Annotated in this window: 20 protein-coding genes; 11 read left to right on the top strand and 9 right to left on the bottom strand. The window is 66.6% G+C overall.

Annotated features, from left to right (window positions below; genetic code table 11):
* Positions 1-7: 7 nt before the first annotated feature.
* Together IPM80_07090 and IPM80_07085 are read left to right on the top strand one after the other, a co-directional pair.
* Positions 8-820, top strand: coding sequence for a TIGR03619 family F420-dependent LLM class oxidoreductase (locus tag IPM80_07090; GenBank protein ID MBK8958188.1), 813 nt, complete (start codon positions 8-10; stop codon positions 818-820).
* A 98-nt stretch (positions 821-918) separates the two neighbouring features.
* Positions 919-2,982: a TonB-dependent receptor gene (locus IPM80_07085; GenBank protein MBK8958187.1), complete on the top strand. Its 2,064-nt coding sequence runs from the start codon at positions 919-921 to the stop codon at positions 2,980-2,982.
* Between the two features lie 127 nt (positions 2,983-3,109).
* Here IPM80_07085 and IPM80_07080 read toward each other — a convergent pair whose 3' ends face one another.
* Positions 3,110-4,159, bottom strand: a complete 1,050-nt coding sequence (locus IPM80_07080; protein MBK8958186.1) for a GGDEF domain-containing protein — start codon at positions 4,157-4,159, stop codon at positions 3,110-3,112.
* Between the two features lie 190 nt (positions 4,160-4,349).
* On the opposite strand from IPM80_07080, the gene IPM80_07075 reads away from it, so the two are divergent.
* The 4 genes from IPM80_07075 (at position 4,350) to IPM80_07060 (ending at position 9,219) form a co-directional block, all read left to right on the top strand.
* Entirely contained in the window at positions 4,350-5,282 is a 933-nt protein-coding gene (locus IPM80_07075) for an alpha/beta hydrolase (protein ID MBK8958185.1), read from the top strand.
* Positions 5,283-5,312: 30 nt separating this feature from the next.
* The gene (locus IPM80_07070) at positions 5,313-6,479 is read left to right on the top strand and encodes an amidohydrolase (GenBank protein MBK8958184.1); all 1,167 of its coding nucleotides are present in this window, start codon (positions 5,313-5,315) and stop codon (positions 6,477-6,479) included.
* A gap of 83 nt (positions 6,480-6,562) precedes the next feature.
* The gene (locus IPM80_07065) at positions 6,563-8,722 is read left to right on the top strand and encodes an SLC26A/SulP transporter family protein (protein ID MBK8958183.1); all 2,160 of its coding nucleotides are present in this window, start codon (positions 6,563-6,565) and stop codon (positions 8,720-8,722) included.
* 98 nt (positions 8,723-8,820) lie between these two features.
* The gene (locus tag IPM80_07060; protein MBK8958182.1) at positions 8,821-9,219 is read left to right on the top strand and encodes a nuclear transport factor 2 family protein; all 399 of its coding nucleotides are present in this window, start codon (positions 8,821-8,823) and stop codon (positions 9,217-9,219) included.
* Positions 9,220-9,223: 4 nt separating this feature from the next.
* On the opposite strand, the gene IPM80_07055 is transcribed toward IPM80_07060, so the two are convergent.
* The 3 genes from IPM80_07055 to bcp form a co-directional block, all read right to left on the bottom strand.
* Positions 9,224-10,024, bottom strand: a complete 801-nt coding sequence (locus IPM80_07055; protein MBK8958181.1) for a DUF2189 domain-containing protein — start codon at positions 10,022-10,024, stop codon at positions 9,224-9,226.
* 129 nt (positions 10,025-10,153) lie between these two features.
* On the bottom strand, positions 10,154-10,897 hold the full coding sequence (locus IPM80_07050) for a glutathione peroxidase (GenBank protein ID MBK8958180.1): 744 nt from the start codon (positions 10,895-10,897) through the stop codon (positions 10,154-10,156).
* A gap of 180 nt (positions 10,898-11,077) precedes the next feature.
* Positions 11,078-11,548, bottom strand: coding sequence for a thioredoxin-dependent thiol peroxidase (gene bcp / locus IPM80_07045; GenBank protein MBK8958179.1), 471 nt, complete (start codon positions 11,546-11,548; stop codon positions 11,078-11,080).
* Between the two features lie 149 nt (positions 11,549-11,697).
* Between bcp and IPM80_07040 the strand changes: the two genes are divergently transcribed.
* Both IPM80_07040 and IPM80_07035 read left to right on the top strand, forming a co-directional pair.
* Positions 11,698-12,339, top strand: coding sequence for an MBL fold metallo-hydrolase (locus IPM80_07040; protein MBK8958178.1), 642 nt, complete (start codon positions 11,698-11,700; stop codon positions 12,337-12,339).
* A 327-nt stretch (positions 12,340-12,666) separates the two neighbouring features.
* The gene (locus IPM80_07035; GenBank protein MBK8958177.1) at positions 12,667-13,944 is read left to right on the top strand and encodes an HDOD domain-containing protein; all 1,278 of its coding nucleotides are present in this window, start codon (positions 12,667-12,669) and stop codon (positions 13,942-13,944) included.
* A 12-nt stretch (positions 13,945-13,956) separates the two neighbouring features.
* Here the strand turns inward: IPM80_07035 and IPM80_07030 are convergent, their stop codons facing one another.
* The 4 genes from IPM80_07030 to IPM80_07015 form a co-directional block, all read right to left on the bottom strand.
* Entirely contained in the window at positions 13,957-17,397 is a 3,441-nt protein-coding gene (locus tag IPM80_07030; protein ID MBK8958176.1) for a pyruvate carboxylase, read from the bottom strand.
* 81 nt (positions 17,398-17,478) lie between these two features.
* Complete coding sequence (locus tag IPM80_07025) at positions 17,479-18,249, bottom strand: putative DNA-binding domain-containing protein (GenBank protein ID MBK8958175.1); 771 nt, start codon at positions 18,247-18,249, stop codon at positions 17,479-17,481.
* Complete coding sequence (locus IPM80_07020; protein ID MBK8958174.1) at positions 18,246-19,094, bottom strand: DUF692 domain-containing protein; 849 nt, start codon at positions 19,092-19,094, stop codon at positions 18,246-18,248. The genes IPM80_07025 and IPM80_07020 overlap by 4 nt, the downstream gene beginning before the upstream one ends.
* A 27-nt stretch (positions 19,095-19,121) precedes the next feature.
* Positions 19,122-19,433, bottom strand: coding sequence for a hypothetical protein (locus IPM80_07015; protein ID MBK8958173.1), 312 nt, complete (start codon positions 19,431-19,433; stop codon positions 19,122-19,124).
* 377 nt (positions 19,434-19,810) lie between these two features.
* Between IPM80_07015 and IPM80_07010 the strand changes: the two genes are divergently transcribed.
* The 3 genes from IPM80_07010 to IPM80_07000 all read left to right on the top strand — a co-directional run bounded on the left by IPM80_07010 (position 19,811) and on the right by IPM80_07000 (position 21,886).
* On the top strand, positions 19,811-20,839 hold the full coding sequence (locus IPM80_07010; protein ID MBK8958172.1) for a sel1 repeat family protein: 1,029 nt from the start codon (positions 19,811-19,813) through the stop codon (positions 20,837-20,839).
* A gap of 94 nt (positions 20,840-20,933) precedes the next feature.
* On the top strand, positions 20,934-21,215 hold the full coding sequence (locus IPM80_07005; GenBank protein ID MBK8958171.1) for a hypothetical protein: 282 nt from the start codon (positions 20,934-20,936) through the stop codon (positions 21,213-21,215).
* On the top strand, positions 21,212-21,886 hold the full coding sequence (locus IPM80_07000) for an HAD-IA family hydrolase (GenBank protein MBK8958170.1): 675 nt from the start codon (positions 21,212-21,214) through the stop codon (positions 21,884-21,886). Before IPM80_07005 ends, IPM80_07000 begins: the two co-directional genes overlap by 4 nt.
* Before the next feature lie 18 nt (positions 21,887-21,904).
* Here the strand turns inward: IPM80_07000 and trmB are convergent, their stop codons facing one another.
* The gene (gene trmB, locus IPM80_06995; GenBank protein ID MBK8958169.1) at positions 21,905-22,591 is read right to left on the bottom strand and encodes a tRNA (guanosine(46)-N7)-methyltransferase TrmB; all 687 of its coding nucleotides are present in this window, start codon (positions 22,589-22,591) and stop codon (positions 21,905-21,907) included.
* Positions 22,592-22,598 lie beyond the last annotated feature (7 nt).

Raw genomic sequence — 22,598 nt, 5'->3', positions numbered from 1 at the left:
ACTCGGCATGTTGTTGCGCAATTCGGGGCCGGCATCGAGCGCCGCGACCATTGCCGCCTGCGCGCGTACCGCCGATGAACTCGGTCTCGACCAGCTGTGGACCATCGATCACATCGCCATTCCGCCGGATGACGCCGAGGGCTCGGGCGGTCGTTATGTCGATCCGCTGGCCACGCTGGCCTTCGCCGCCGGCGTCACCACGCGCGTCGGGCTCGGCGTATCGGTGCTGGTGCTGCCCTACCGCGCGGCCTTGCCGACCGCCAAGTGGGTGGCGTCGATCCAGGAACTGTCGGGCGGACGCCTGACGCTCGGGGTCGGCGCCGGCTGGATGGCGGCCGAATTCGCCGCCACCGGCGTGGCGCGTGAACATCGCGGCCGCATCACCGACGACACGCTGGCGTTCCTGCATGAGTGCTTCGCCCACGACGTGGTCACGGTCCATGGCCAGCCCTTCATATTCAGTCCACGCCCGCCGCGCCCGCCGATCCTGGTCGGCGGCCAGGGCGAGCACGTCATGCGCCGCGTGCTGCGCCATGGCGACGGCTGGATGCCGATGACGGGCGATGTCGACAAGCTGCGCGCGCCGATAGCCACGCTGACCGCGGCCATGACCGACGCCGGCAAACCGCCGCCCGAGGTGGTGCCCTTGCTGCAACTCGAGCTCGATTCGCCGGAGCGGGCCGCCGCGCAACTGGTGGCGCTGTCCGCCATCGGCGTGACCGGCGTCAACCACACCGCGCGATACGCCGACGAGAGTGAATTCCGCGCCATCGCCAGCGCGCTGCTGGAAGCGCGGCAGCGCGCCGGCCTTGCCGCCTGAGCAGGGCGACATGATGCATATCAAGCGCGCCGCCTGAGGTTTCAATCATCTTTTTCCGCGCGGGCCGAGGGCTCGCCGTTTTGTATGGGGATCACATTTTGAACATCGCTCGTCCGTCGACGCCGCCGCGCGTCGCTCCACGCCTGTTGCCGCTCTTGATCGCGAGCCTCGGCGCCGCGCCTTCCGCCCACGCCATCGACGAAATGACCGTCAGCGCCACGCGTGTCGAACACGACCTGCTGACCCTGCCGTTCTCGGTCAGCACCGTTACCGCCGACGACGTGCAACGCCGCCAGATGCTGGGGCTGGATGAATCGCTGCTGCGCGTGCCGGGCATGTTTTTCAACGGTCGCTACAACTCGGCGCAGGATCTGCGCATCTCCATCCGCGGCTTCGGCGCGCGCGCCAATTTCGGTATCCGCGGCATCAAGGTCTATGTCGATGGCCTGCCCTCGACCGTCAGCGATGGCCAGACCTCGCTGGACGACCTGGACTTGAGCAACGTCGAGCGCGTCGAAGTGCTGCGCGGCCCGGCGGCGGCGCTGTACGGCGCGTCGGCGGGCGGCGTGATCAACATCCGCACCCAGTCCGGACCGGTCACGCCCTTCGTCGAAGCCGGCACGGTGCTCGGCCAGTACGGCCAGGACCGCGTGATGTTGAAAGGCGGCGGCCAGGCCGGCGCGCTCAATTACTTCGTCAACGGTTCCTATCTCGACTACGACGGTTATCGCGACCATGCCGAGACTCGTCAGGGCATCGTCAACACCAAGCTTGCCTACACCTTTGCCGACGGTTCGGTCGGCCAGCTGATCGTGCGCGGCGCCAATGCGCCCACCGCCAACGATGCGGGTGGCCTGGCCGGCGCCGACCTGGCCGCGCTCGGCCGCCGTGGCTCGCGTCAGCGCAATACCGATTTGCACGCCGGCGAAGCCGTGCAGGAGGAAAAGGTCGGCCTGTCCTGGCACAAGAACATGGGCGTGCACGAATTCACGGTGCGCAACTACTACAACTGGCGGGACTTCGATGGCTTCCTGCCGGTGGTCGACGGCGGCGCGGTGACGTTCCGACGCTTCTTCTATGGCGGCGGCGGACAGTACAGCAACTCGACCGCGCTGTTCGGCCACGCCAACCGCGTGACCATCGGTTTCGACGTCGAGACCATGACCGATGACCGCAAGCGCTACGCCAATCTCGGCGGCGTGCGCGGCGCGCTCGGTTTCGACCAGGATGAAAACGCCGACACCGCCGGTGTCTACCTGCAGAACGAGTTTTCGGTCACCAGCCAGCTCAGCCTGCAGGCCGGCCTGCGTTACGACCATACCCATTTCGCCATCGACGACCGCTTCATCACCCCCACCAACGGCGACCAGTCGAACAAGCTGAGTTTCGACGAATTGAACCCGATGGTGGGCGCGCTCTACCGCTTCAACCGCGCCGTCAATTTCTACGTCAACTACGCCACCGCGTTCGAAACGCCGACCTTCACCGAGTTCGCGCGGCCGGCCGACGTCAACGCCCTGGGCGGCTTCGCCAACGTCGCCGCGCAGCATACGCGCGGCTATGAAATCGGCTTCAAGGGCGTGGTGCTGGAGCGCGTCAACTACCAGCTCGCGTACTTCGACATGCAGATTGAAGACGAGGTGACGACGGTCGAGAACAAGAACGGCCGCGCCTTTTTCAACAACGCCGACACCGAACGCCGCGGCCTCGAAGCGAGCATGAACGCCGAGATCATGCGCGGCTTGACCTTCAGCACCGCTTACACCTATTCGGATTTCAGCTTCGACCGTTTCGCCAAGTTCCCGGGCGTGGAAGAAAACGAATTGCCCGGCGTGCCCATGCACAATTTCTACGCCGAGTTCTCCTACCGTCACGCCGACGGCTGGTTCGCGAAGTGGGACATCAACTACGTGAGCAGCTTCTACGCCGACAACGCCAACAGCGTGGCAGTGCCGGACTACACGGTGTCGAATCTCGTATTCGGGCGCGACGTGCGCGTCGGCAACACGCTGGTGACGCCGAGCTTCGGCGTCAACAACCTGTTCAACGAGAAGTACAACCAGGCCATCCGCATCCAGGAAAGCAACCAGCGCTACTTCGAGCCGGCGCCGGATGTGAACGTGTTCGGCGCGCTGCGCGTGAGATTTGATTTCGCGGGGTAATGGGCATGCATCGGTGCGATTACTTCGCACCGATGCATGTCGGACTGAAGTCCGACCCACAGAAGACCGGCGAACTTGATTGTGGGTCAGACTTCAGTCTGACATTCGAGTGCGGTCTTTCTGCCTGCTACGCCGTCGCCTTCAGCGGTGGCGTCGGCATCAGGCACTCCACGCGGTTGCGGCCGCCTTCCTTGGCGCGGTAGAGCGCTTCGTCGGCGCGCGCGATGGCGGCTTCGATGGCCTCGCCGTGCACGATTTCGGTGACGCCCAGTGAAATGGTCACGCGCGCCACTTCCTCGCCGGTCTTGGGATTGAACACGCGGCCCTTCTCGATGCTGCGGCGAATCGACTCGGCGACCGCCAGCGCACCGCGCAATGGCGTCTCGGGCAGCAGGATGATGAATTCCTCGCCACCGAAACGCGCCGCCAGGTCCTTGCCCTTGGTCAGGTTGGAAAACGCCTTGGCGACAATCTTGAGGATCTTGTCGCCGAACAGGTGGCCGTAGGTGTCGTTGATGGCCTTGAACTTGTCGATGTCGCCCATCAGCAGGCAATGGGCGTGTTCGGTGTAATCGTCGCCGAGTTCCAGCGCGCGCAGGCGTTCTTCGAAACCCTTGCGATTGGCGAGCCCCGTGAGCGGGTCGGAATGGGCCTCGACCCGCACCTTGGCCAGCTCTTCGCGCAGCGCGTCCGCTTCGCGGCGGCTTTCCTCGAGATGATGCTTGAGGGCGTCGTTGCCGGCGTTCATCTGCTGGGTGCTGGCGATGAGGCCGTCGACCAGGCCACGCAGTTCGTCGGCCTCGATATCGGTGCTGAGCTGCGCGGCGCATTCCTTCAGAGTCTGGTCAAAGCGGCTCACTTCGTTGCCGGCCGCGTCCAGCGACACCGACATCGCTTCGATCAGGCGGCGCACCGTGCGTTGCGCGGCTTCGACGCGGCTCTGGTCAGTGGGGTCGACATAGCGCTGGTAGAGTTCACGGGTCAGGTTCTCGTCGATGGTCTGCTCGTTCTTGACCAGGCGATCGATGACGTCGCGCAGCACCGGGCTGCCGCCGGCGACGTACTCGTACCACACCGCGTAATTGAGCGGCGCGATCGGGATGTGGTAGCGGGACATGAGCGGTAGAGCGAGACGCAGACGTTCCGAAGCGGTTTCGAAACTGACGGGCTTTGTCATTTTTATTCCCTTAAAGCGAGCGATATCAGCAGGCAATGTATCGTCGCGGGCGGGCCTCTACTTTAGAACGATTCGCGATGCTGGCCGCGGCCCGGGCGCCGCATTGCCTCCCCTGTGCTTTGCCCCTACCCTAGCCAAAATCGATAGATACCAACGATTTAATTCAATCCAGAAGTACGGAGCGTGAGCGATGCCGTTGAGCGCGGAATCCCAGGTAGTCATCAGGGTGTTGAGCGAGGCGGGGGTGAAAGCCCTCGACGAAATGGCGCCGGCGGAAGGCCGCGCCTATTTCAACGCGGCGTTCGCCACCAAGCCCGAAGACCAGGAAGGGTGCGCGCGGGTCGAGGCGCTCAGCATCCCGGTCGCGGGCGGCGCCATTCCGGCACGCCTCTATGCACCGGCCGCCGACGGCCCCTTGCCGGTGATGGTGCACTTCCACGGCGGTGGCTGGGTGTACATGGATCTCGGCACCCACGATGGTTATTGCCGCACGCTCGCCAACCGCAGCGCTTGCGCGGTGCTGGCGGTGGAATACCGCAAGGCGCCGGAGCATCCGTTCCCGGTGCCGCTCGAGGACTGCTTCGCCGCCTTGAAGTGGGTGGCGGCCGAGGCCGGCAGGCTGGGCCTCGACGCCAGCCGCATGGGCGTGGTCGGCGACAGCGCGGGCGGCAACCTCGCCGCCGCCGTTGCCATCATGGCGCGCGATGCCGGCGGCCCGGCGCTGCGCGTGCAGGTGTTGACCTATCCGGCGGTGGATGCCGCCATGGCCTCGGCCTCGATCGGCGAAAACGCCGATGCGCCCTTGCTCGGTCGCCCGCAAATGGCGTGGTTCTGGCAGCACTACAACGCCAATCACGCCGATGTGCGCGACGCGCGCCTGTCGCCGCTGTATGCCAAGGACCTCAAGGGCCTGCCGCCGGCGCTGGTGTCGACCGCCGAGTTCGACCCGCTGCGCGACGAAGGTGAAGCCTATGCCGGCAAACTGCAGGGCGCCGGCGTGGTGGTCGAATACCTGCGCTACGGCGGCGTCTTCCATGGCTTCATGCTGATGTCGAAGATCATTCCGGAGGGCGCACGCCTGATTGCCGCGCAGGCGGCATTCATCAAGCAGTACATGGCCTGAAGGCCGGCCGTCACACGGGGAGAGAACGCGATGAAACTGGTCGAGCAAATCACCGCCCGCAAGGACACCCACGCGAGCTGGCGCCGGGAAATCCATGCCCATCCGGAACTGGCCTACCAGGAGCACCGCACCGCCGACCTGGTGGCCGCCAAGCTCGAGTCCTTCGGTATTCCGATCGTGCGTGGCCTCGGCAAGACCGGCGTGGTCGGCACCATCAAGGCCGGCAACAGCGACCGCTCGATCGGCCTGCGCGCCGACATGGACGCGCTGCCACTGGCCGAGATGAACGAATTCGCGCACCGCTCGCAGCACCAGGGCGTGATGCACGCCTGCGGCCATGACGGCCACACCGCCATGCTGCTGGCGGCGGCCGAGCATCTCGCCGCCCATCGCGATTTCGACGGCATCGTGCATTTCATCTTCCAGCCCGCCGAGGAAGGCGAGGCCGGCGCCAAGGCCATGATGGACGATGGCCTGTTCGAGGACTTCCCCATGGAAGCGGTGTACGGCCTGCACAACTGGCCGGGCCTCGAGGTCGGCAAGATGGCGATGCGCAGCGGCGCGGCGATGGCGGCCATGGACATCTTCGAAGTGAAGATTCACGGCCAGGGTGGTCACGCCGCCCTGCCCCATCTCACCATCGACCCGATCGTGGTCGGCGCGCAGTTGGTCGGCGCCTGGCAGACCGTGATGTCGCGCAACGTCAAGGCCATCGACCCCGCGGTACTGACCGTCACCCAGTTCCATGCCGGCGACGCCTGGAACGTGGTGCCGGAGACAGTGGTGCTGCGCGGCACGGTGCGCTGCTTCAGCCAGGAGGTGCGCGCCGGCATCGAGAAGCGCATGCGCGAAATCGCCGATGGCCTGTGCGCGGCGCACGGCTGCCGCCTCGAGTGGATGTACGAGCATCGCTTCCCGCCGACCGTCAACTCCGCCAACGAAACGCAGATCGCGGCGCGCGCCGCGCAGGCGGTGGTCGGCATGGCAGCGGTCAACACCGAGGTCGAACCGGTGACCGGCTCCGAGGATTTCGGCTACATGCTCGAAGCCAAGCCCGGCTGCTATGCCTTCATCGGCAACGGGCCCGGCACCGGCGGCTGCCTGCTGCACAGTCCGACCTTCGACTTCAACGACGACATCATTCCGATCGGCGCGAGCTACTGGGTGCGACTGGTCGAGCAGGTGCTGGCGCGCTGAGCTCTATGCTGCGTTCATGATTCTTATCAGCGTGTGCCGTCGGTGCGCGCTTACACTGCGGGTGTGAGCAACGCAGGGCAGCCATGAGCGCGGACACTCCGGGGAGCGTGAAGCCGACCAGCGGCGATGTGCTGGGCGCCCTGACCGCGACCGCCATCCTCTTGCCGCAGGCCATGGCCTTCGGCGTCACGCTGTTCGCCATCGCCGGCGCCGATGCCGCCACCGGCGCCTACGCCGGCCTCATCAGCACCGCCGCGCTGTGCCTGGTGAGCGGCTTGATAGGCGGCGCGCCGGGCGTGATCAGCGCGCCCACCGGCCCGGCCCTGGTGCTGCTCACCAGCGCCCTCACCGCCCTGTCGGCGGCCGGCTTGAGCGGCGCGCAGCTGCTGGTGGGTCTCGCCATGGTGGTGGTGATGGCCGGCGCCCTGCAGTTCGTGATCGGCCTGTCGGGCGGCGGCAAGCTCATCAAGTACATCCCGTCACCGGTCATCAGCGGTTTCATGACCGGCTCGTCCATCCTCATGATCAAGTCGCAGTGGAAGGCGGTGACCGGCGCCGGCGTCGACGAACTGTGGATGGGCTGGCGCTGGCTGCCGGCCGCGGCGGCGCTGATCACTATCCTGGTCATGCGCTTGACGCCGCGCTTCGCGCCGCGCGTGCCGGGGCCGATAGCCGGGCTGGTGCTCGGCACCTTGGCCTTCCATGGGCTGGCCGCCGTGCACGGCGGCAGCCCGCCGCCGGCCTGGCTGATCGGCAAGCTGGTCGGCTTGCAAGGCGATGCCATCGGCCTGCCCTTGGCGGGACTCGACGCCCTGCCCTACGCCGTGATGCTGCCGGGCGCGGCGGCCCTCGCCGTGCTGTCGGCGCTCAACACCCTGCTCGCGGCGGTCATCGCCGACGCCGTGACCGGTCTGCGGCACGACGCGCGGCGCGCGCTGATGGGCCAGGGCGTGGGCATGATCGCGAGCGCGCTGGTCGGCGGCATCGGCGGCTCGGGCACCACCGCCGCCACCGTCATCGCCGTCAAGTCCGGCGGTGCGCGCTGGGTGGTCGGCCTGGTCGGCGCGCTGTTCCTGTTCCTGACCGCGTGCGCCGGCAGCCTCGGCAGCGTGCTGCCCATCGGCGCGCTGGCCGGCGTCATCATCGCGGTCGCGATCAACGTCGCCGACCGCGACATCCTGGCCTGGGCGCGCCAGGGCCGCACCCGCCAGGACGCCATGATTGCCGTGCTGGTGACGATCATCACGGTGTTCTACAACCTGGTGGCGGCGGTCGGCGTCGGCGTCGCCATCGCCATCCTCATGTTCATTCGCGAACAGATTGCGCAGCCGGTGGTGACGCGCCGTTCCACCGCGCGCGAAACACGCTCGATCAAGGCGCGCCCCGAGGCCGAGCGCGCGCTGCTCGACGAGCACGGCGAACGCATCGTGCTGTTCGAACTGCGCGGCAACCTGTTCTTCGGCACCACCGATCGCCTCATCGATGAAGTGGGGCCGGCCCTGAAGGGCCCGAACTGGGTGATCCTGCACCTGCGCAAGGTCACCCACATCGATCTCACCGCGGTCAAATTGCTGCAGCAGATTGCCAACCGCCTGCACGAGCACGGCGGCCTGCTGCTGTTCTGCGAACTGCACCAGGAAGCCGGCGTCGGCGAGGATTTCGCCGACACCCTGCGTTTGATCAGCGACCAGCGTTCCAACGCGCCGGTGCTGACCTTCAACGGCCGCGACGAGGCGCTGGAGTTCGCCGAAGACGCGCTGCTCGACGCCTTGCACCATGACCACACGCGCATCGACGACGCCGTGGCGCTGCGCGACAACGCCATTGCACGCTACTTGAGCGACGCCGAGGTGGAATCGCTGGTCGGCCATCTCGAAGCCCGTCACCTGGAACGCGGCGCGGTGCTGTTCAGTGAAGGCGAGACCGGTGACGAGCTCTACCTCGTGACGCGCGGCCAGGTCGAGATCCTGCTGCGCACCACCGCCCATCATCACAAGCGCCTGGCGATTTACGGCGCCGGCAGTTTCTTTGGCGAACTGGCGCTGCTCAAGGAAGGCCCGCGCGCGGCCAACGCGGTGGCCGCCGCGCCGACCGACCTGCTGGTGTTGCCAGTGGCGGTGTTCGCGCGCCTGAAACGCGACGAGCCGGCGCTCGCCATCGCGCTGCTGAGCGCCATCTGCGACACCCTGGTCAACAATCAACGCTGGTCGACACGCGAACTGCAACGCCTGTCGGAGTGGTGACGGCGGCGCTTCCGCGCAGCGCGCGCGGCCCGCTACCGGGGTGGGCGCGGATCTCCTATGCTGCGTCGCTCAAGCATCACCATCAGCAGGGGAGATTCATGGACAGCGCACAACGCAAAGCGGCCATTCGCCAGGGATTCAGCGATCTCGGCGCCGGCAATCCCGAAACGCTGCTCGGCCTGCTCGACGACGGCGTGCAATGGACCATCATCGGCAACACCAAGTTTTCCGGCACCTTCAACGGCAAGGCCGACGTGCTCGAACGCTTGCTCGGTCCGCTGGGCGGCCTGTTGGACGGGCACCTGCACATCACCGTCGACAACGTCATCGGCGAGGGCGACTACGTGGCGGTGCAGGGTCGGGGCGAATCGAAGACCACCCGCGGCGGCACCTACAACAACGTCTATTGCTGGGTGTACCGCTGGCGCGGCGACAAGATTGTGGCGTTGACCGAATACCTCGATACCGAGGTGGTAACCGCGTCCTTCGGGCGCTGAGCGCTCAGTCCGCCGCCGCGACGCTGAAATCCAGCGCTTCGCGGTAGGCGTGCCAGGTGGCGTGCCCGATCAGGGGCACGGTCACCACCAGCCCGAGGAACCAGGTGATGAAGCCGGCGGCGGTGGCGGCCACGATGATCGCCGCCCACAACAGCAACGGACCGGGATTGCGCCGTATGACCTGGAAGCTGACGATCATGGCGGAGATGGCATCGGCGCCGGCATGGTCGCGCAGCAGCGGCAGGGCGACGGCCGAGCTCGCGAAGCTGAACGCGGCCAACACCGCGCCGACCGTGATATAGACGAACGCGAACACCCAGGCGTCGGGCGTGCGAACCAGGGCAGCCATCAGGTCGTGCACGGACTCGACACCGTCAGGAATGAACAGCGCGATCAGCACCACCGACACGCGCATCCACACCGCCAGCGACAGCATCAATATCAAGGCATAGAAACCGATGGCGGGCAGGTTGTCGCGCCACGCGGTGAGGGTCGGCGCGAGGCTCACGCGCTTGCCCTGCTCGACCTGGCGGGAGATATCGTAGAGGCCAACGGCCAGGAACGGCCCGATCAGGAGAAAGCCGGTGGTCAGCGCGAGGCCCACGGCGCCGCCGTAGAAATGCGTGAGCAGGTAGCCCATCGCGGCCAGCACGCAGCCGTAGAACAGGCTGGCGGACGGCGCCGCCAGCATGTCGTGGAAACCACGATCGACCCAGCGCAGCGGCGCGCTCAAACCCAGCGCGCGCAGCGCGGGCCAATGAAAGCCGCGCTCGCGGTCGACCTCATCGACAAGCTCGGTGGTCATGGGCTCCCCTCCCTCGGCTACCGCAGCCGATAGTGGGACGCGCGCGCGTGAGCGTCAAGGAATGCCGTGGAGGACGCGCCGGGAGCGGCGCCGGCATGGCTGCCCGCGTGCCGCTCCCGGCGCCACCACTCAAGCGGCGCGCGGCTTCTTCAGCCAGGCCTCGAGGTCGTCCGCGCCGCCGACGTGCTCGCCGTTGACGAAGATCTGCGGGAAGGTGTTGCGGCCCGTCACCGCGCGCAGGCTGCGATCGGTGTAGTCCTTGTTCAACACCAGTTCCTCGTAGGCGATGTCGGCCGTGTCCAGCGCATGCTTGGCGCGCGCGCAGTGCGGACAGCCCTTGCGCGAGAACACCGTGACGTCCAGCGGCTTGCCCGCCTTGGGCGCGACGTGGTGCAGCATGGTGTCGGCATCGGAAACGTCGAAGGGGTCGCCCGGCTTCTCGGTCTCGATGAACATCTTCTCGACGATGCCGTTCCTGACCAGCATCGAGTAGCGCCACGAGCGTCGTCCGAAGCCGAGATCTTCCTTGTCGACCAGAAGGCCCATGCCGGCCGTGAACTCGCCGTTGCCATCGGGCAGGAAGCGGATGTTCCAGGCCTGCTGGTCTTCCTGCCATTCGTTCATGACGAAGGCATCGTTGACCGATACGCACACGATCTCGTCCACGCCGTGCTTCTTGAATTCACGCGCCAGCTGGTTGTAGCGCGGCACATGGGACGACGAGCAGGTCGGCGTGAATGCGCCCGGCAGGGAAAACACCACCACCGTGCGGCCTTTGAAAATCTCGTCGCTGCTGACATTCACCCACTCGTGGCCGCGACGGGTGCGGAACACGACGTTGGGAACAGGGCTGCCTTCTTTATTCTCGAACATGATGGTCTCCTCGACTTTCATTCAATGTGGGGGTGGGCCGACGGCGGCGCGCCCGTGGGGCATCGCGTCGCGCGTACCGTGGTGGCCCGCCATGGGGAGCACTCTAGGGACACGCGCCGGCCTTTTGAAATTGAATGTCTCAAGCGGAGCGATAGGGGCCGCCTATCGGACCATCGGGTCTCACAGCTCGGCGGCCAGCGCCTCCAGCACCTTGGCCGGATGGTCGGCCGCGCTCTGGATGCGCGGCCAGTGCTTGCGCAGCTTGCCGTCGGCGCCTATCCACACCGTCGAGCGAATCACGCCTTCGACCTTCTTGCCGTACATGAGCTTTTCGCCAAAGGCGCCGTAACTGGTCATCACCGATTTGTCCGGGTCCGACAGCAGGATGAAGGGCAGCTGGTACTTGGCGGCGAACTTCTGGTGGGACTCGGGCTTGTCGGGCGATATGCCGATGACCACCACGCCGCGCTGCTCGAGCGTGGCCCATGCGTCACGGAAGCCGCACGCTTCCTTGGTGCAGCCCGGCGTGTCGTCCTTGGGGTAGAAGTAGAGGATCACTTCCTGCCCTTTGAAATCCTTGAGGGCACGCTTGTTGCCCGCGGCGTCCGGCAGACTGAAGGCCGGTGGCGCCTTGCCGACTTCGAGCGTCATGGTTGAGTTCTCCTTGCGATGATCGATGAGCGACTATAAACCACGGCGCGCGCGGGTTCAGCGTGGCGCGCGGCGCCGGGCTGGTACGCCATGCGCGGCGCCATTAGACTCGCGACGTCCATGCAGGAGTCGCGCGCGTGCTTGCCGAATTGAAACGTTTCACGGTGCCGGTCACCCCCTTTCAACAGAACTGCTCGGTGGTGTGGTGCGGCGTGACCGGCCATGGCGCCGTCATCGACCCGGGTGGCGATCTCGATCGCATTGCCGCGCGCGTCAAGGCCGAAGGCATCGTGCTCGACAAGGTGCTGCTCACCCACGCGCATCTCGATCATGCGGCCGGCGCGCGCGTGTTCGCCGACGCCTTCGCCATTCCCATCGAGGGTCCGGAAGCGGAAGACGAGTTCTGGCTCGCGTCCTTGCCGCAGCAGTCGGCGCGCTACGGCTTTCCGGTCGCGCCCGCCTTCACGCCCGACCGCTGGCTGGTGGACGGCGACACGGTGAGCTTCGGCAACGAGACCATGCAGGTGCTGCACTGTCCGGGCCATACGCCCGGCCACGTGGTGTTCTACCACGCCTCGGGCGTGGCCTTCGTTGGCGATGTGCTGTTCCAGGGCTCGATAGGCCGCACCGATTTCCCACGCGGCAACCATGCTCAGTTGATCGAATCGATCCGCAGCAAGCTGTGGCCGCTGGGAAATGACGTGACCTTCGTGCCGGGCCACGGGCCGGAATCCACCTTCGGCTTCGAGCGGCGCACCAACCCGTTTGTCGCCGATGCCCTGTTCGACTGAGGAACAGGCACGGCGCCGACGCCTGGCATTTTGAAAATGAGCTGCTAGGCTTGGATCAGGGCGTGTGGAAGGTGAGCCTGACCGACGAGACCACCCGCAGCCGCCCGACGTGACTAGTCACACCCGCACGCACACACACGGTCCGTGCACACCTTGAGGACCTTGCTCAGCGAGGCCAAATCGTCGGCCCAAAAGCCCGCCCCCGTGCGGGCTTTTTCTTGTCGGCGCGCCGACACTCACACTCAAGCCACGCCGAGGGAAGCCGCTATCAGCCGCATAGCTCTCCGACGCCGCGTGCCCATCATGTCGCTTTCCCCATCGCTTGCCGTGTCTTCTCCCACCACCGTCCCGGAAGGAGATGCGCTGGCCGGTCTGCCGCGGGAAATCCTGCGCATACGCAAACTCATCCCATTGCGCCGGCTCGACGACCCGACGTTCGCCGCCCTCGCGCAGCATGCCAGCGTCGAGCGCCGCGCGGCGGGCAAAGTGCTGTTTCGCGCGGGCCTGGACGATCAATGGATTTTCTACCTGCTGGACGGCGTGGTGGAAATCGTCGACGACAGGGGCCAGGGCTTCGAACTCGAAGGCGGTTCACTGGAAACCGCCCATCCGCTTTCGACCCACGCCAAGGCGCGGGTGCTGGCGACCGTCACGCGCGACGCCTGCTACGTACGCATGCCGGCGGAGCTCTTGGATCTGAAAGCCTCGCCGCGCGCCCGCGCCGGCGTGGAAGTCGAGGAACTGTCGGATGACAGCCATGCAATCGACAACCAGCTGCTGTTCGCGGTGTCGCACGCATTGATGGATGGCAGCTTCACGCTGCCGACCCTGCCGGACGTCGCGATGCGCATCCGTGACGCGGCCAACGACCCGGGCAAGGGCGTGGCCGACATCGTCAAGCTGGTGCAGGCTGACGCCGTGATCGCCGCCTACTGCCTGAAGGTCGCCAACAGCGCGGCCTATGCCGCCGCCAGCCCGGTGCAGGGCGTGCAGGACGCCGTAATGCGCATGGGCATCGCCGCCACGCGCGACCTCATCACCGCTTTCACGATCAAGGACCTGTTCAGCGCGCTCGACAGCGAGACCCGTGCCCTGATGCGCATGGCCTGGCAGCACAGTTCCCGCATCGCGGCGCTCAGTTATGTCATCGCGCGGCACAGTCAGCGCCTGAACGCCGAGCAAGCCCTGCTGGCCGGCCTCGTGCACGACATCGGCATGCTGGTGCTGCTGCGCGAATGGCCGGTGCACGCACGCGCCGCCATCGATCGGCAAACGCTCAAGATGCTTGCGCGTGAACTGAACGGCGCGGTGGGTTCGATGGTGCTGCGCGCCTGGCATTTCCCCGACAGTATCGTCAGCGCCACGCTCGAGGCCGAACGCTGGACGCGCACCGAACAGGACGCGCTCGATCTCAGCGATTGCATCGTGCTGGCGCATGCGCACGACAAGGCGCCGCCGGCGTGGTCCGACGCGGTGCCGGCCATCGAGCACATCGCGGCCTACCGCAAGCTGCGCGACGGCAGCCTGTCGCCGTCGCGTCGACTGTTGCTGGTGGAGGAAGCGGAAAAGGAGATCCGCGCCGTGCACGAACTGCTCGGCGCGTGAGCTGACTTTCGGCTATTCGAACACCACCAGCAGGTCTTTCGATTCCACCTGTGCGCCGGGCTGCACCGCCACCTCGGCGATGCGACCGTCGCGCTCGGCGCGGATGCTGGTCTGCATCTTCATCGCCTCGATGGTCATGAGCGCGTCACCCTTGCTGACCTCGTCGCCGCTGCGCACGTTGATCTGGGCGATGAGCCCTGGCATGGGCGCGCCGACATGGCGCGCGTTACCGGCTTCGGCCTTGGCGCGCGGCGGCTTGCTCACGGTCTGGGTACGGTCTTCGACCTTGACCGTGCGCGGCTGACCGTTCAGCTCGAAGTAGACGGTGCGCATGCCGTCGTCGTGGTGCTCGTTGGTGCCGAGATAGCGGATCACGAGCGTCGGACCGTGATCGAGCGCAACGCTGATCTCCTCACCCAGCTCCATGCCGTAGAAGAACACCGAGGTCGGCAGGTCCGTCAGGTCGCCATACATGCGCCGCGTGTGGGCGTAGTCGACGAACACCTCGGGATACATGAGATAGGACGCAAGTTCGTGTTCGCTGATGTGGCGGTCGACCTTGTGCTCGGCCTCGGCGCGCGCCGCCGCGAGGTCGACCGGCGGCAACACCGAGCCCGGTCGCACCGTGATCGGCGCTGCGCCATCCAGGATCTTGTTCTGCAGCGCGACGGGAAAACCGCCGGGCGGCTGGCCGAGATCGCCGCGGAAGAACGACACCACCGATTCCGGAAAGGCAACGTCGACCGCCGGGTCTTCGACCGCCGCGCGCGTCAGGCCGCTGGTCACCATCATCAAGGCCATGTCGCCCACCACCTTGGAACTGGGCGTGACCTTGACGATGTCGCCGAACATGTCGTTGACCTCGGCATAGGCCCGCGCCACTTCCGGCCAGTGCTCGCCGAGCCCCAATGAGCGCGCCTGTTCACGCAGGTTGGTGTACTGCCCGCCGGGCATGCCGTGCACGTAGACTTCCGAGGCGCCGGCACGCTCCTCGCTTTCGAAGGCAAGGTAGTTGCCGCGCACTTCGTCCCAGTAATGGGACAGCTTGCGTATGGCGTCCGGGTCGAGACCGGTTTCGCGCGGACCGTGGCGCAGCGCTTCGACGATCGAGCCGAGGTTGGGCTGCGAAGTAAGGCCGCTCATGGCGTCGACCGCGGCGTCGACCGCATCGACGCCGGCTTCCACCGCGGCCAGCACGCTGGCGGCGGCGATGCCGCTGGTGTCGTGGGTGTGGAAGTGGATCGGGATCGAAATTTCCTGCTTCAGGGCGCGCACCAGGTCGCGCGCCGCCTGCGGCCGGCACAGCCCCGCCATGTCCTTGATGCCGAGCACGTGCGCGCCGGCGGCCTCCAGCTCCTTGGCCATGGACACGTAGTACTTCAGGTCGTACTTGGTGCAGCGCGGGTCGCTGAGGTTGCCGGTGTAGCAGACCGCGGCTTCGGCAATCTTGCCGGTGGCGGTCACCGCATCGATGGCGATGCGCATGTTCTCGACCCAGTTCAGGGAATCGAAAATGCGGAAGATGTCGACGCCGGCATCGGCCGCCTGCTGCACGAAATGAATGACGACGTTGTCGGCGTAGTTCTTGTACCCGACGCCATTGGAGGCGCGCAGCAGCATCTGCGTGAGGATGTTGGGCATGCGCTCGCGCAGGGCGGTCAGACGCCGCCACGGGCATTCGTGCAGGAAACGCATCGCCACGTCGAAGGTCGCACCGCCCCAGCATTCGACCGACAGCAGCTCGGGCACCAGGCGCGCATAGGCATCGGCCACCGCCAGCATGTCATAGCTGCGCACACGGGTCGCGAGCAGCGACTGGTGGGCGTCACGGAACGTGGTGTCGGTGACCAGCACCTGCGGCTGGTCGAGCATCCATTGCGCGAAACCGCGCGCACCCAAGGCCTCGAAACGCGCACGGCTGCCGCTCGCTATCGGCAGGCCGCCGGTGTCGGGCGCGTGGGGCCGTCGCAGCACCCGCGGTCGCGCGCGACCGATCACCGCCGGATTGCCGTTGACCGCCACCTCACCGATGAAGCGCAGCAGGCGCGACGCACGATCGCGACGCCGAGCAAACACCAGCAGCTCCGGCGTCTCATCGATGAAGCGCGTGGTGTACTCGGCGCGCCGGAACTGCGCGTTCTCGTGCAGACCGATCAGGAAGCGCAGGTTGGTGTTGACGCCGCGGATGCGGAATTCGCGCAGCGCGCGCAGCATGCGCTGCGAGACTTCCTCGGGGCTGTTGGCCCACGCCGTGATCTTGACCAGCAGCGAGTCGTAATAGCGCGTGATGCGCGCGCCGACATAGGCGGTGCCGGCATCGAGACGAATGCCGAAACCGGCCGGACTGCGATAGGCGGTGATGGTGCCGTAGTCGGGAATGAAGTTATTCTCCGGGTCTTCCGAGGTGACGCGACACTGCACGGCGTGACCACGCATGCTGATGTCGGCCTGGAGCGGCACGCCCGATTCTTCACTGCCGATGGCGTGGCCTTCGGCGATGCGGATCTGCGCCTTGACGATATCGATGCCGGTGATCGCCTCGGTCACCGTGTGCTCGACCTGGATGCGCGGATTGACCTCGATGAAATAGAACGCACCGGTGTCGGCGTCCTGCAGGAATTCGACGGTGCCGGCGTTCACGTAGCTGGCCTTGCGGCACAGCGCCAAGGCCGCGCCGCACACTTGTTCGCGCTGCGCGCTGTCGAGATATAGCGCCGGCGCGCGTTCGACGATTTTCTGGTTGCGCCGCTGCACCGTGCAGTCACGCTCGAACAGGTGCACGATGTTGCCGTGGCTGTCGCCGAGGATCTGCACTTCGACGTGGCGCGCGCGGCGCACCAGCTTTTCGAGGTAGACCTCGTCGTTGCCGAACGCGAGCCCGGCTTCCTTGCGCCCGATATCGACCAGTTCGTGCAGCGTGTCCGGGCCTTCGATGACGCGCATGCCGCGCCCGCCGCCGCCCCACGAGGCCTTCAGCATCAGCGGGTAGCCGATACCCTCGGCGAGCTTTTCAATCTCGGCCGGCTCGCGCGGCAAGGCGGCGGTGGCCGGCATCAAGGGCACGCCACTGCGTGCGGCGAGCTCGCGCGCCGCGACCTTGTTGCCGAGCAGGCGCATCACCGACGGCGGCGGACCGACGAAGATCAGGCCGGCGGCACTGCAGGCGTCGGCGAATTCGGGGCTTTCCGCCAGGAAGCCATAGCCCGGGTGTACGGCATCGCAGCCCGAGTCCAGCGCCACCTGCACGATTTCGTCGATCTGCAGGTAGGCCTGCACCGGCGTACAACCGGCGCCAACCTGGTGCGCCTGCCCGACCTTGAAGCGATGCAGGGCGAAGCGATCTTCGTGGGAGTAGATGGCGACGCTGTCGATGTCGAGCTCGGCGGCGGCGCGCATGACACGAATGGCGATTTCGCCACGGTTGGCCACCAGCAGTTTCTTGATGCGTTTCATTGGGCTTTCGAGTCCCTGACCAGGCTTACGGGTTCTAGTTGACGAAACTCACGGGCGCGCTCGGCGCCTGGCGCGAGCGTGTCAGGCGCGCCGGGCGCCGAGGATCACGTCCCGTGCAAGCATTCGGGCAAGAATTGTACCGCCTGCCTCGATGAGGCCGGCAACATCGGCGCTACCGAGTTCGGCGGCCACGGTGGCGAAGATTTCGCGACCGCTGCGCGCCTCGCCCATCATGATCAATTCCAGCAGGCGCGCGCTCGCGGCATTGAGATCGAGGAAGCCGTATTCGTGCCCGGTGTCGCGAAACGCGGCAATACGCGTGGGCTGCGCCGGCGGCTCCAAGGGCAGGTATTCGGCGTTGATGGCGTGCACGGGATAACGATAGCAATGCATGACCATCACCGGGTTGGCGACCGGCACCCCGGCAATGAGGTCGCCGTCGCGATCGATGCCGTCATGGTCGACGCGTCGCGGGTCAGCGCCGACCAGGGTCTCCAGCCAGTCGAAGTGCGCGAGCTCGAACAGGAAAGGCCGCCGCGCATCCGGCTCGCGCTCGTGTTCGAGGTAGGCGAGGAATTCCTTGGGCAGGTCGACAAAGGCGCTGGCGCGGGCCACATGGCGGACCAGGTAATCGCGCACCATGGCATGCCATTCGGCGTCGCTCATCACGGCGCGCACGCGCGGGTAGTTATCGCGCATGAAGCGTTCGATGTTGGCGTACACCGCGTAGCGATACACGTCCAGCCGGCGCGGGTCGTGCTCGCCGGGCGGCGCGACCTGCTCGGGGTCGCGCAGGTGGGCGGCGAACGCGCGCTGCAGCCGCGCGAACTGTGCTTCCCGCGGCACGCTCACGCCGCCAGCCCGTCGCCGCTGTCGGCGGGGCGCTGCTGCGCGGCCCGGATGCGGCGCAATTCCGGCAGCAATTCGGCGAGCGGCGGGATGTTCTCGTCGCGCTCGAGCAAGGTCGGGAACACCCCGAATTGTCGATAGGCGAAATCGAGAAGGTCCCATACCGGCTCGACGATGGGCGTGCCGTGGGTGTCGACGATGAGGCCGTCGCTGTCCTGGTGATGACCGGCGATATGGGCGTAGGCGATGCGCTCGCCGGGCAGGCTGGCCAGGAAGGCCTTGGCGTCGTAGCCGTGATTGACGCTGTTGACGTGAATGTTGTTGATGTCGATGAGCAGCTCGCAGTCGGCTTCCGCCAGCACCGCGTTGATGAAAGTCGATTCGTCGAGTTCGTCGGACAGGCGCACGTAGTAGGACGGGTTCTCGACGGCGATGCGTTGCTCGAGTCGCTCCTGCACCTCGCGGATACGCGCCGCGACATGCTGCACGGCTTCGGCCGTGAACGGTATCGGCAGCAATTCGTAGAGCTGGCCGCCGGCCGCGCAGAACGACAGGTGGTCGCCGTAGATCACCGCCCTATGCTGACCGAGAAAGCCCTTGATGCGTTCGATGAAGGCGATGTCCAGCGGGTCGGGGCCGCCGAGATTGAGCAGCAGGCCGTGACACAGCAGCGGGCGCTCCGCGCTGATGCGCGCGAAGGCGTCGCCGATGCGACCGCCAACACCCAGCCAGTTCTCGGGCGCAACTTCGAAGAAGTCGATTTCGTCGGGGATATGGTCCAGCAGCGGGCCCAGGTGGGTCCGCCGCAGACCGAGTCCGGTGCCGTTGACGCGGTGGGTCCGCTGCACCGGAACTCGAGACACTGAAAGGAAAGCTTACTTGGCGATGTGCGGCATGGAGCAGCTCGAGCCGGAGAAGGTGCCGCACACCGCGGGATCCTTCTTGCCGGTGGCCATCTTGCCGCCCGCGTAGCCAGCCTTTTCGTCGCCGCCGTACTTGAAGCCGGTCTCGTCGTTGATCTTGACCTTGTTGCCCTGCATGTCGACGGCTTCACCGGCGACCTTTACCGCGGTTCCGAACTCGACCATCTGGAACGGGTTGTCGGCGGCATTGGCGGCACCCGCCAGCGCCATGACAACACCGGTGCCGAGCGCTTGCGCGACGGGCATGAGGTTGTTCTTTTTCATGATGGGACTTCCTCCTCGAAGAGATGTATTTGAGTTTTACTAACCACCCGCGGGTGGTCAAAAGGGCACGCTTGTGCATCCAATCGAGCGCTGCCGCAGACTCGTCGCGGGGAGCGTTGCCGATGGTATCGAGGGCTAGAATATAAGTCCAGGCAGGAGATTGGCGCGCGATTGGCCGCTAATAAAGGGCGTCGTGGGCAGCGACGTCACGCCCCTGACGAGCGACACGCGGTCAAAAAAAACCCCGCAAGGCAAGCTGCCGCGGGGTAACGCAAAGTAGAGCGTAACGCTATCGCTACGGCACCATGTTAGCTCGCGTCGCGAGGCTGACCTTGGGATTTTTTCCTAAATACCTTAAGTGAAGGACTGAATCACCGATGCGGTCTAAGACTTTGATCGGCCTCGCTGTGCTGGCGCTGACGGCGAGCGTCGGCGTCGGCGCGGACAGCGGCGCCGAGGCCTATGCGCGGGGTGACTACGCGAGCGCCGCGGCGCAGTTCGAAAGTCGCGCCAATGGCGGCGATGCCGCCGCCCAGAACAATCTTGGCGCACTGTATCTCAAGGGTCGCGGCGTGGCGCAGGACTACGCCCGTGCGCGCGCCTTGTTCCAGGCCGCCGCCGCGCAGCACCTGCCGGGCGCCATGTTCAATCTCGGCACGCTGTACCTGCGCGGCTACGGTGTCGCACCCGAACCGTCGCGCGCCGCGGACTGGTTCCAGCGCGCGGCGGCGCTGGACGATCGCGAAGCGCAGTTCTTCCTGGCCGTGATGTACAGCAAGGGCGAGGGCGTGACCGCCAATCGCGAGCTGGCGCGCGAATGGTTCGAGAAATCGGCCAAGGCCGGACTGCCGGCCGCGCAGTTCAACCTGGCCATGCTGATCCTGCAGCAATCCGACGCCGACAGCGCCGAACGCGAAGCACTGAAGTGGCTGGAAGCGGCCGCCGCGCAGGACTACAAACTCGCCAAGCTGCACATCGCCAAGCTCGACCTGCGCCACAACGACGACCCGAAGCGACTCGAACACGCCGCGCAATTGCTGCGCGAGCTGGCCGACGGCGGCGACCCGGAAGGGCAGATGCAGTTCGGTCTCATGAACCTGTTCGGCAAGGGCCTGCCGCAAAACGAAGAGGAAGGGCGCTTCTGGTTGCGCCAGTCGGCACTGCAAGGCCTGGCGGCCGCGCAGGTCAACCTGAGCGCGATCTACGCGCAGGGCATAGGCACCGGCGCCGATCCGGTGCAGGCCTATGCGTGGCTGGCGTTGGCGGCGGCGCAGGACGACAAGGTCAAACCGGCCTTGTCGCAGATGGCGTCGAAAATGAAACCCGAGCAGCGCAGCCAGGCCGAAGCGCTGGCGCGCGAACTCGAAAGCAAGAGCGACGGCCAGGGCGAGGCCAGCCAGGATTGAGCGTCCGCGCCGACGGCGAAGTCGGCACCCTGCGCTACACTAGCCCCGCCCGCCGCCGCGGTGCGCCATGAACCCAGAGCTGCCGTATCCGACGATGAGCAAGCCATTTCCGCACCGTTCGCGCCGCCGCGCCCGCGCCTGGCTGGGCGCGTGCCTGCTGCTCGCCGCCGGTTGTACGACGCCGGGTCACGATGCCGCGCCTTCAGCGACCAGCGCGCCGGCCACCAGCGCCGCGCCCGCGGGCAGCGCCCCCTCCGACAAACCCAAGCAGTGTTACAACGGCTGCCAGCAATGGGGGCAGGCGTGCAATGTCGACCCACGCGGCGTATACCGCTGTCAGCGGCGCTGCGAAAAATTCGGCGAGATCTGCGAATGACGTTTTCAATCGCGCCGCCATGGGCGCACATCGACTGCGTCATCCTGGACATGGACGGCACCCTGCTGGATCTCAATTTCGACAACCAGCTATGGAGCGTGCTTCTGCCGCAACGCGTGGCGGAACGCGAAGGTGTTGCCCTGGAGCAGGCCCGTCACCAGGTGCTGCATCGTCTCGAAGCCCGTCGCGGCACCTTGCCCTGGTATTGCCTCGAGCATTGGAGCGAGGCCTTTGGTGTCGACATGCACGGGCTCGAGCGTGAACTTGGGCACCTGATCCGGGCGCGGCCGGGCGCCCTGGACTTCCTCGCCTGGGTGCGTGCCCGCGGCCTGCGCCAGGTGCTCGCCACCAATGCCCACCCGGCGAGTCTCGAGCGCAAGTTGGCGGCGACCGGCATTGGCGCGCATTTCACCGACATCGTCAGCGCCCACGAGTTGGGCGCGGCCAAGGAGGACCCGGCGTTCTGGGATGCGCTCCGCGCACGGCTGGCCTTTGACCCGGCGCGCGCGCTGTTCATCGACGACAACGCCCAGGTGCGTGCCGCCGCGCGTCGCTGGGGCATCGCCCACCTGTTCGGCATCGCCCAACCCGACAGTCGCGGCCCGCAGTTGAGCGCCGACGATTGCCTGTGCCTGTCGGACTTCGGGCAATTGACGCGCGACGCTGCCTAGCGGTTTTTCGCCAAGCTGCTAGTCGGCGCGCATCCAGCACAGGTCGAACACCGCCCGCCCGTCGCGCAGTGCGCGCCGTTCGAAGCGCGTCAGGATACGTTCCCGCGGTCGCGGCGCCCAAGCGCCCGCACCGGCCACGTTCAACCAGCGCGCATCGGCGCCCAGCGCATCCCGCACCTGCAGCGCGTAGTCGGCGTCGTCACTGGCGAAGCGCGCGCGCCCATGGCGTTTCAGGCGCGTGGCGAGCAGGTCGAGCAATTCGCCCTGCACCAGGCGACGCTTGTGGTGACGCTTTTTCGGCCATGGGTCGGGAAAGAACACGAACACCGCGTCGAGACACGCGGGCGGCAGCGCCGCCAGCAATTCCAGTGCGTCGCCATCGAAGATGCGCAGATTGTCGAGTTGCAGGCGGTGCGCCTCGTGCACCGTGTGACCGACACCCGGCGGATGGACTTCGCTCGCCAGGATGTCGACCGCGGGCAGGCGCGCGGCCAGGGCCAGGGCGTTGTCGCCATTGCCGCTGCCGATCTCGAGATAGAGCGGCGCGCGGCGCGCGAACACCGCAGCGAAATCCTCGCGCAGCGCTTCGATGCCGACGCGATAGCGCGGCAGCAGTTCGGCAAGCGCGCGCTGCTGCGCCTCGGTCATGCGCCCGGCACGAATGACGAAACTGCGCACCGATCGGCGCGGCGCCTGCTGCGACATGGCGGAG

The organism is Pseudomonadota bacterium, from assembly GCA_016719885.1.
GTDB lineage: Bacteria > Pseudomonadota > Gammaproteobacteria.
The sequence above is the reverse complement of the archived record's forward strand: the minus strand, read 5'-3'. Positions and strand labels throughout refer to the sequence as shown.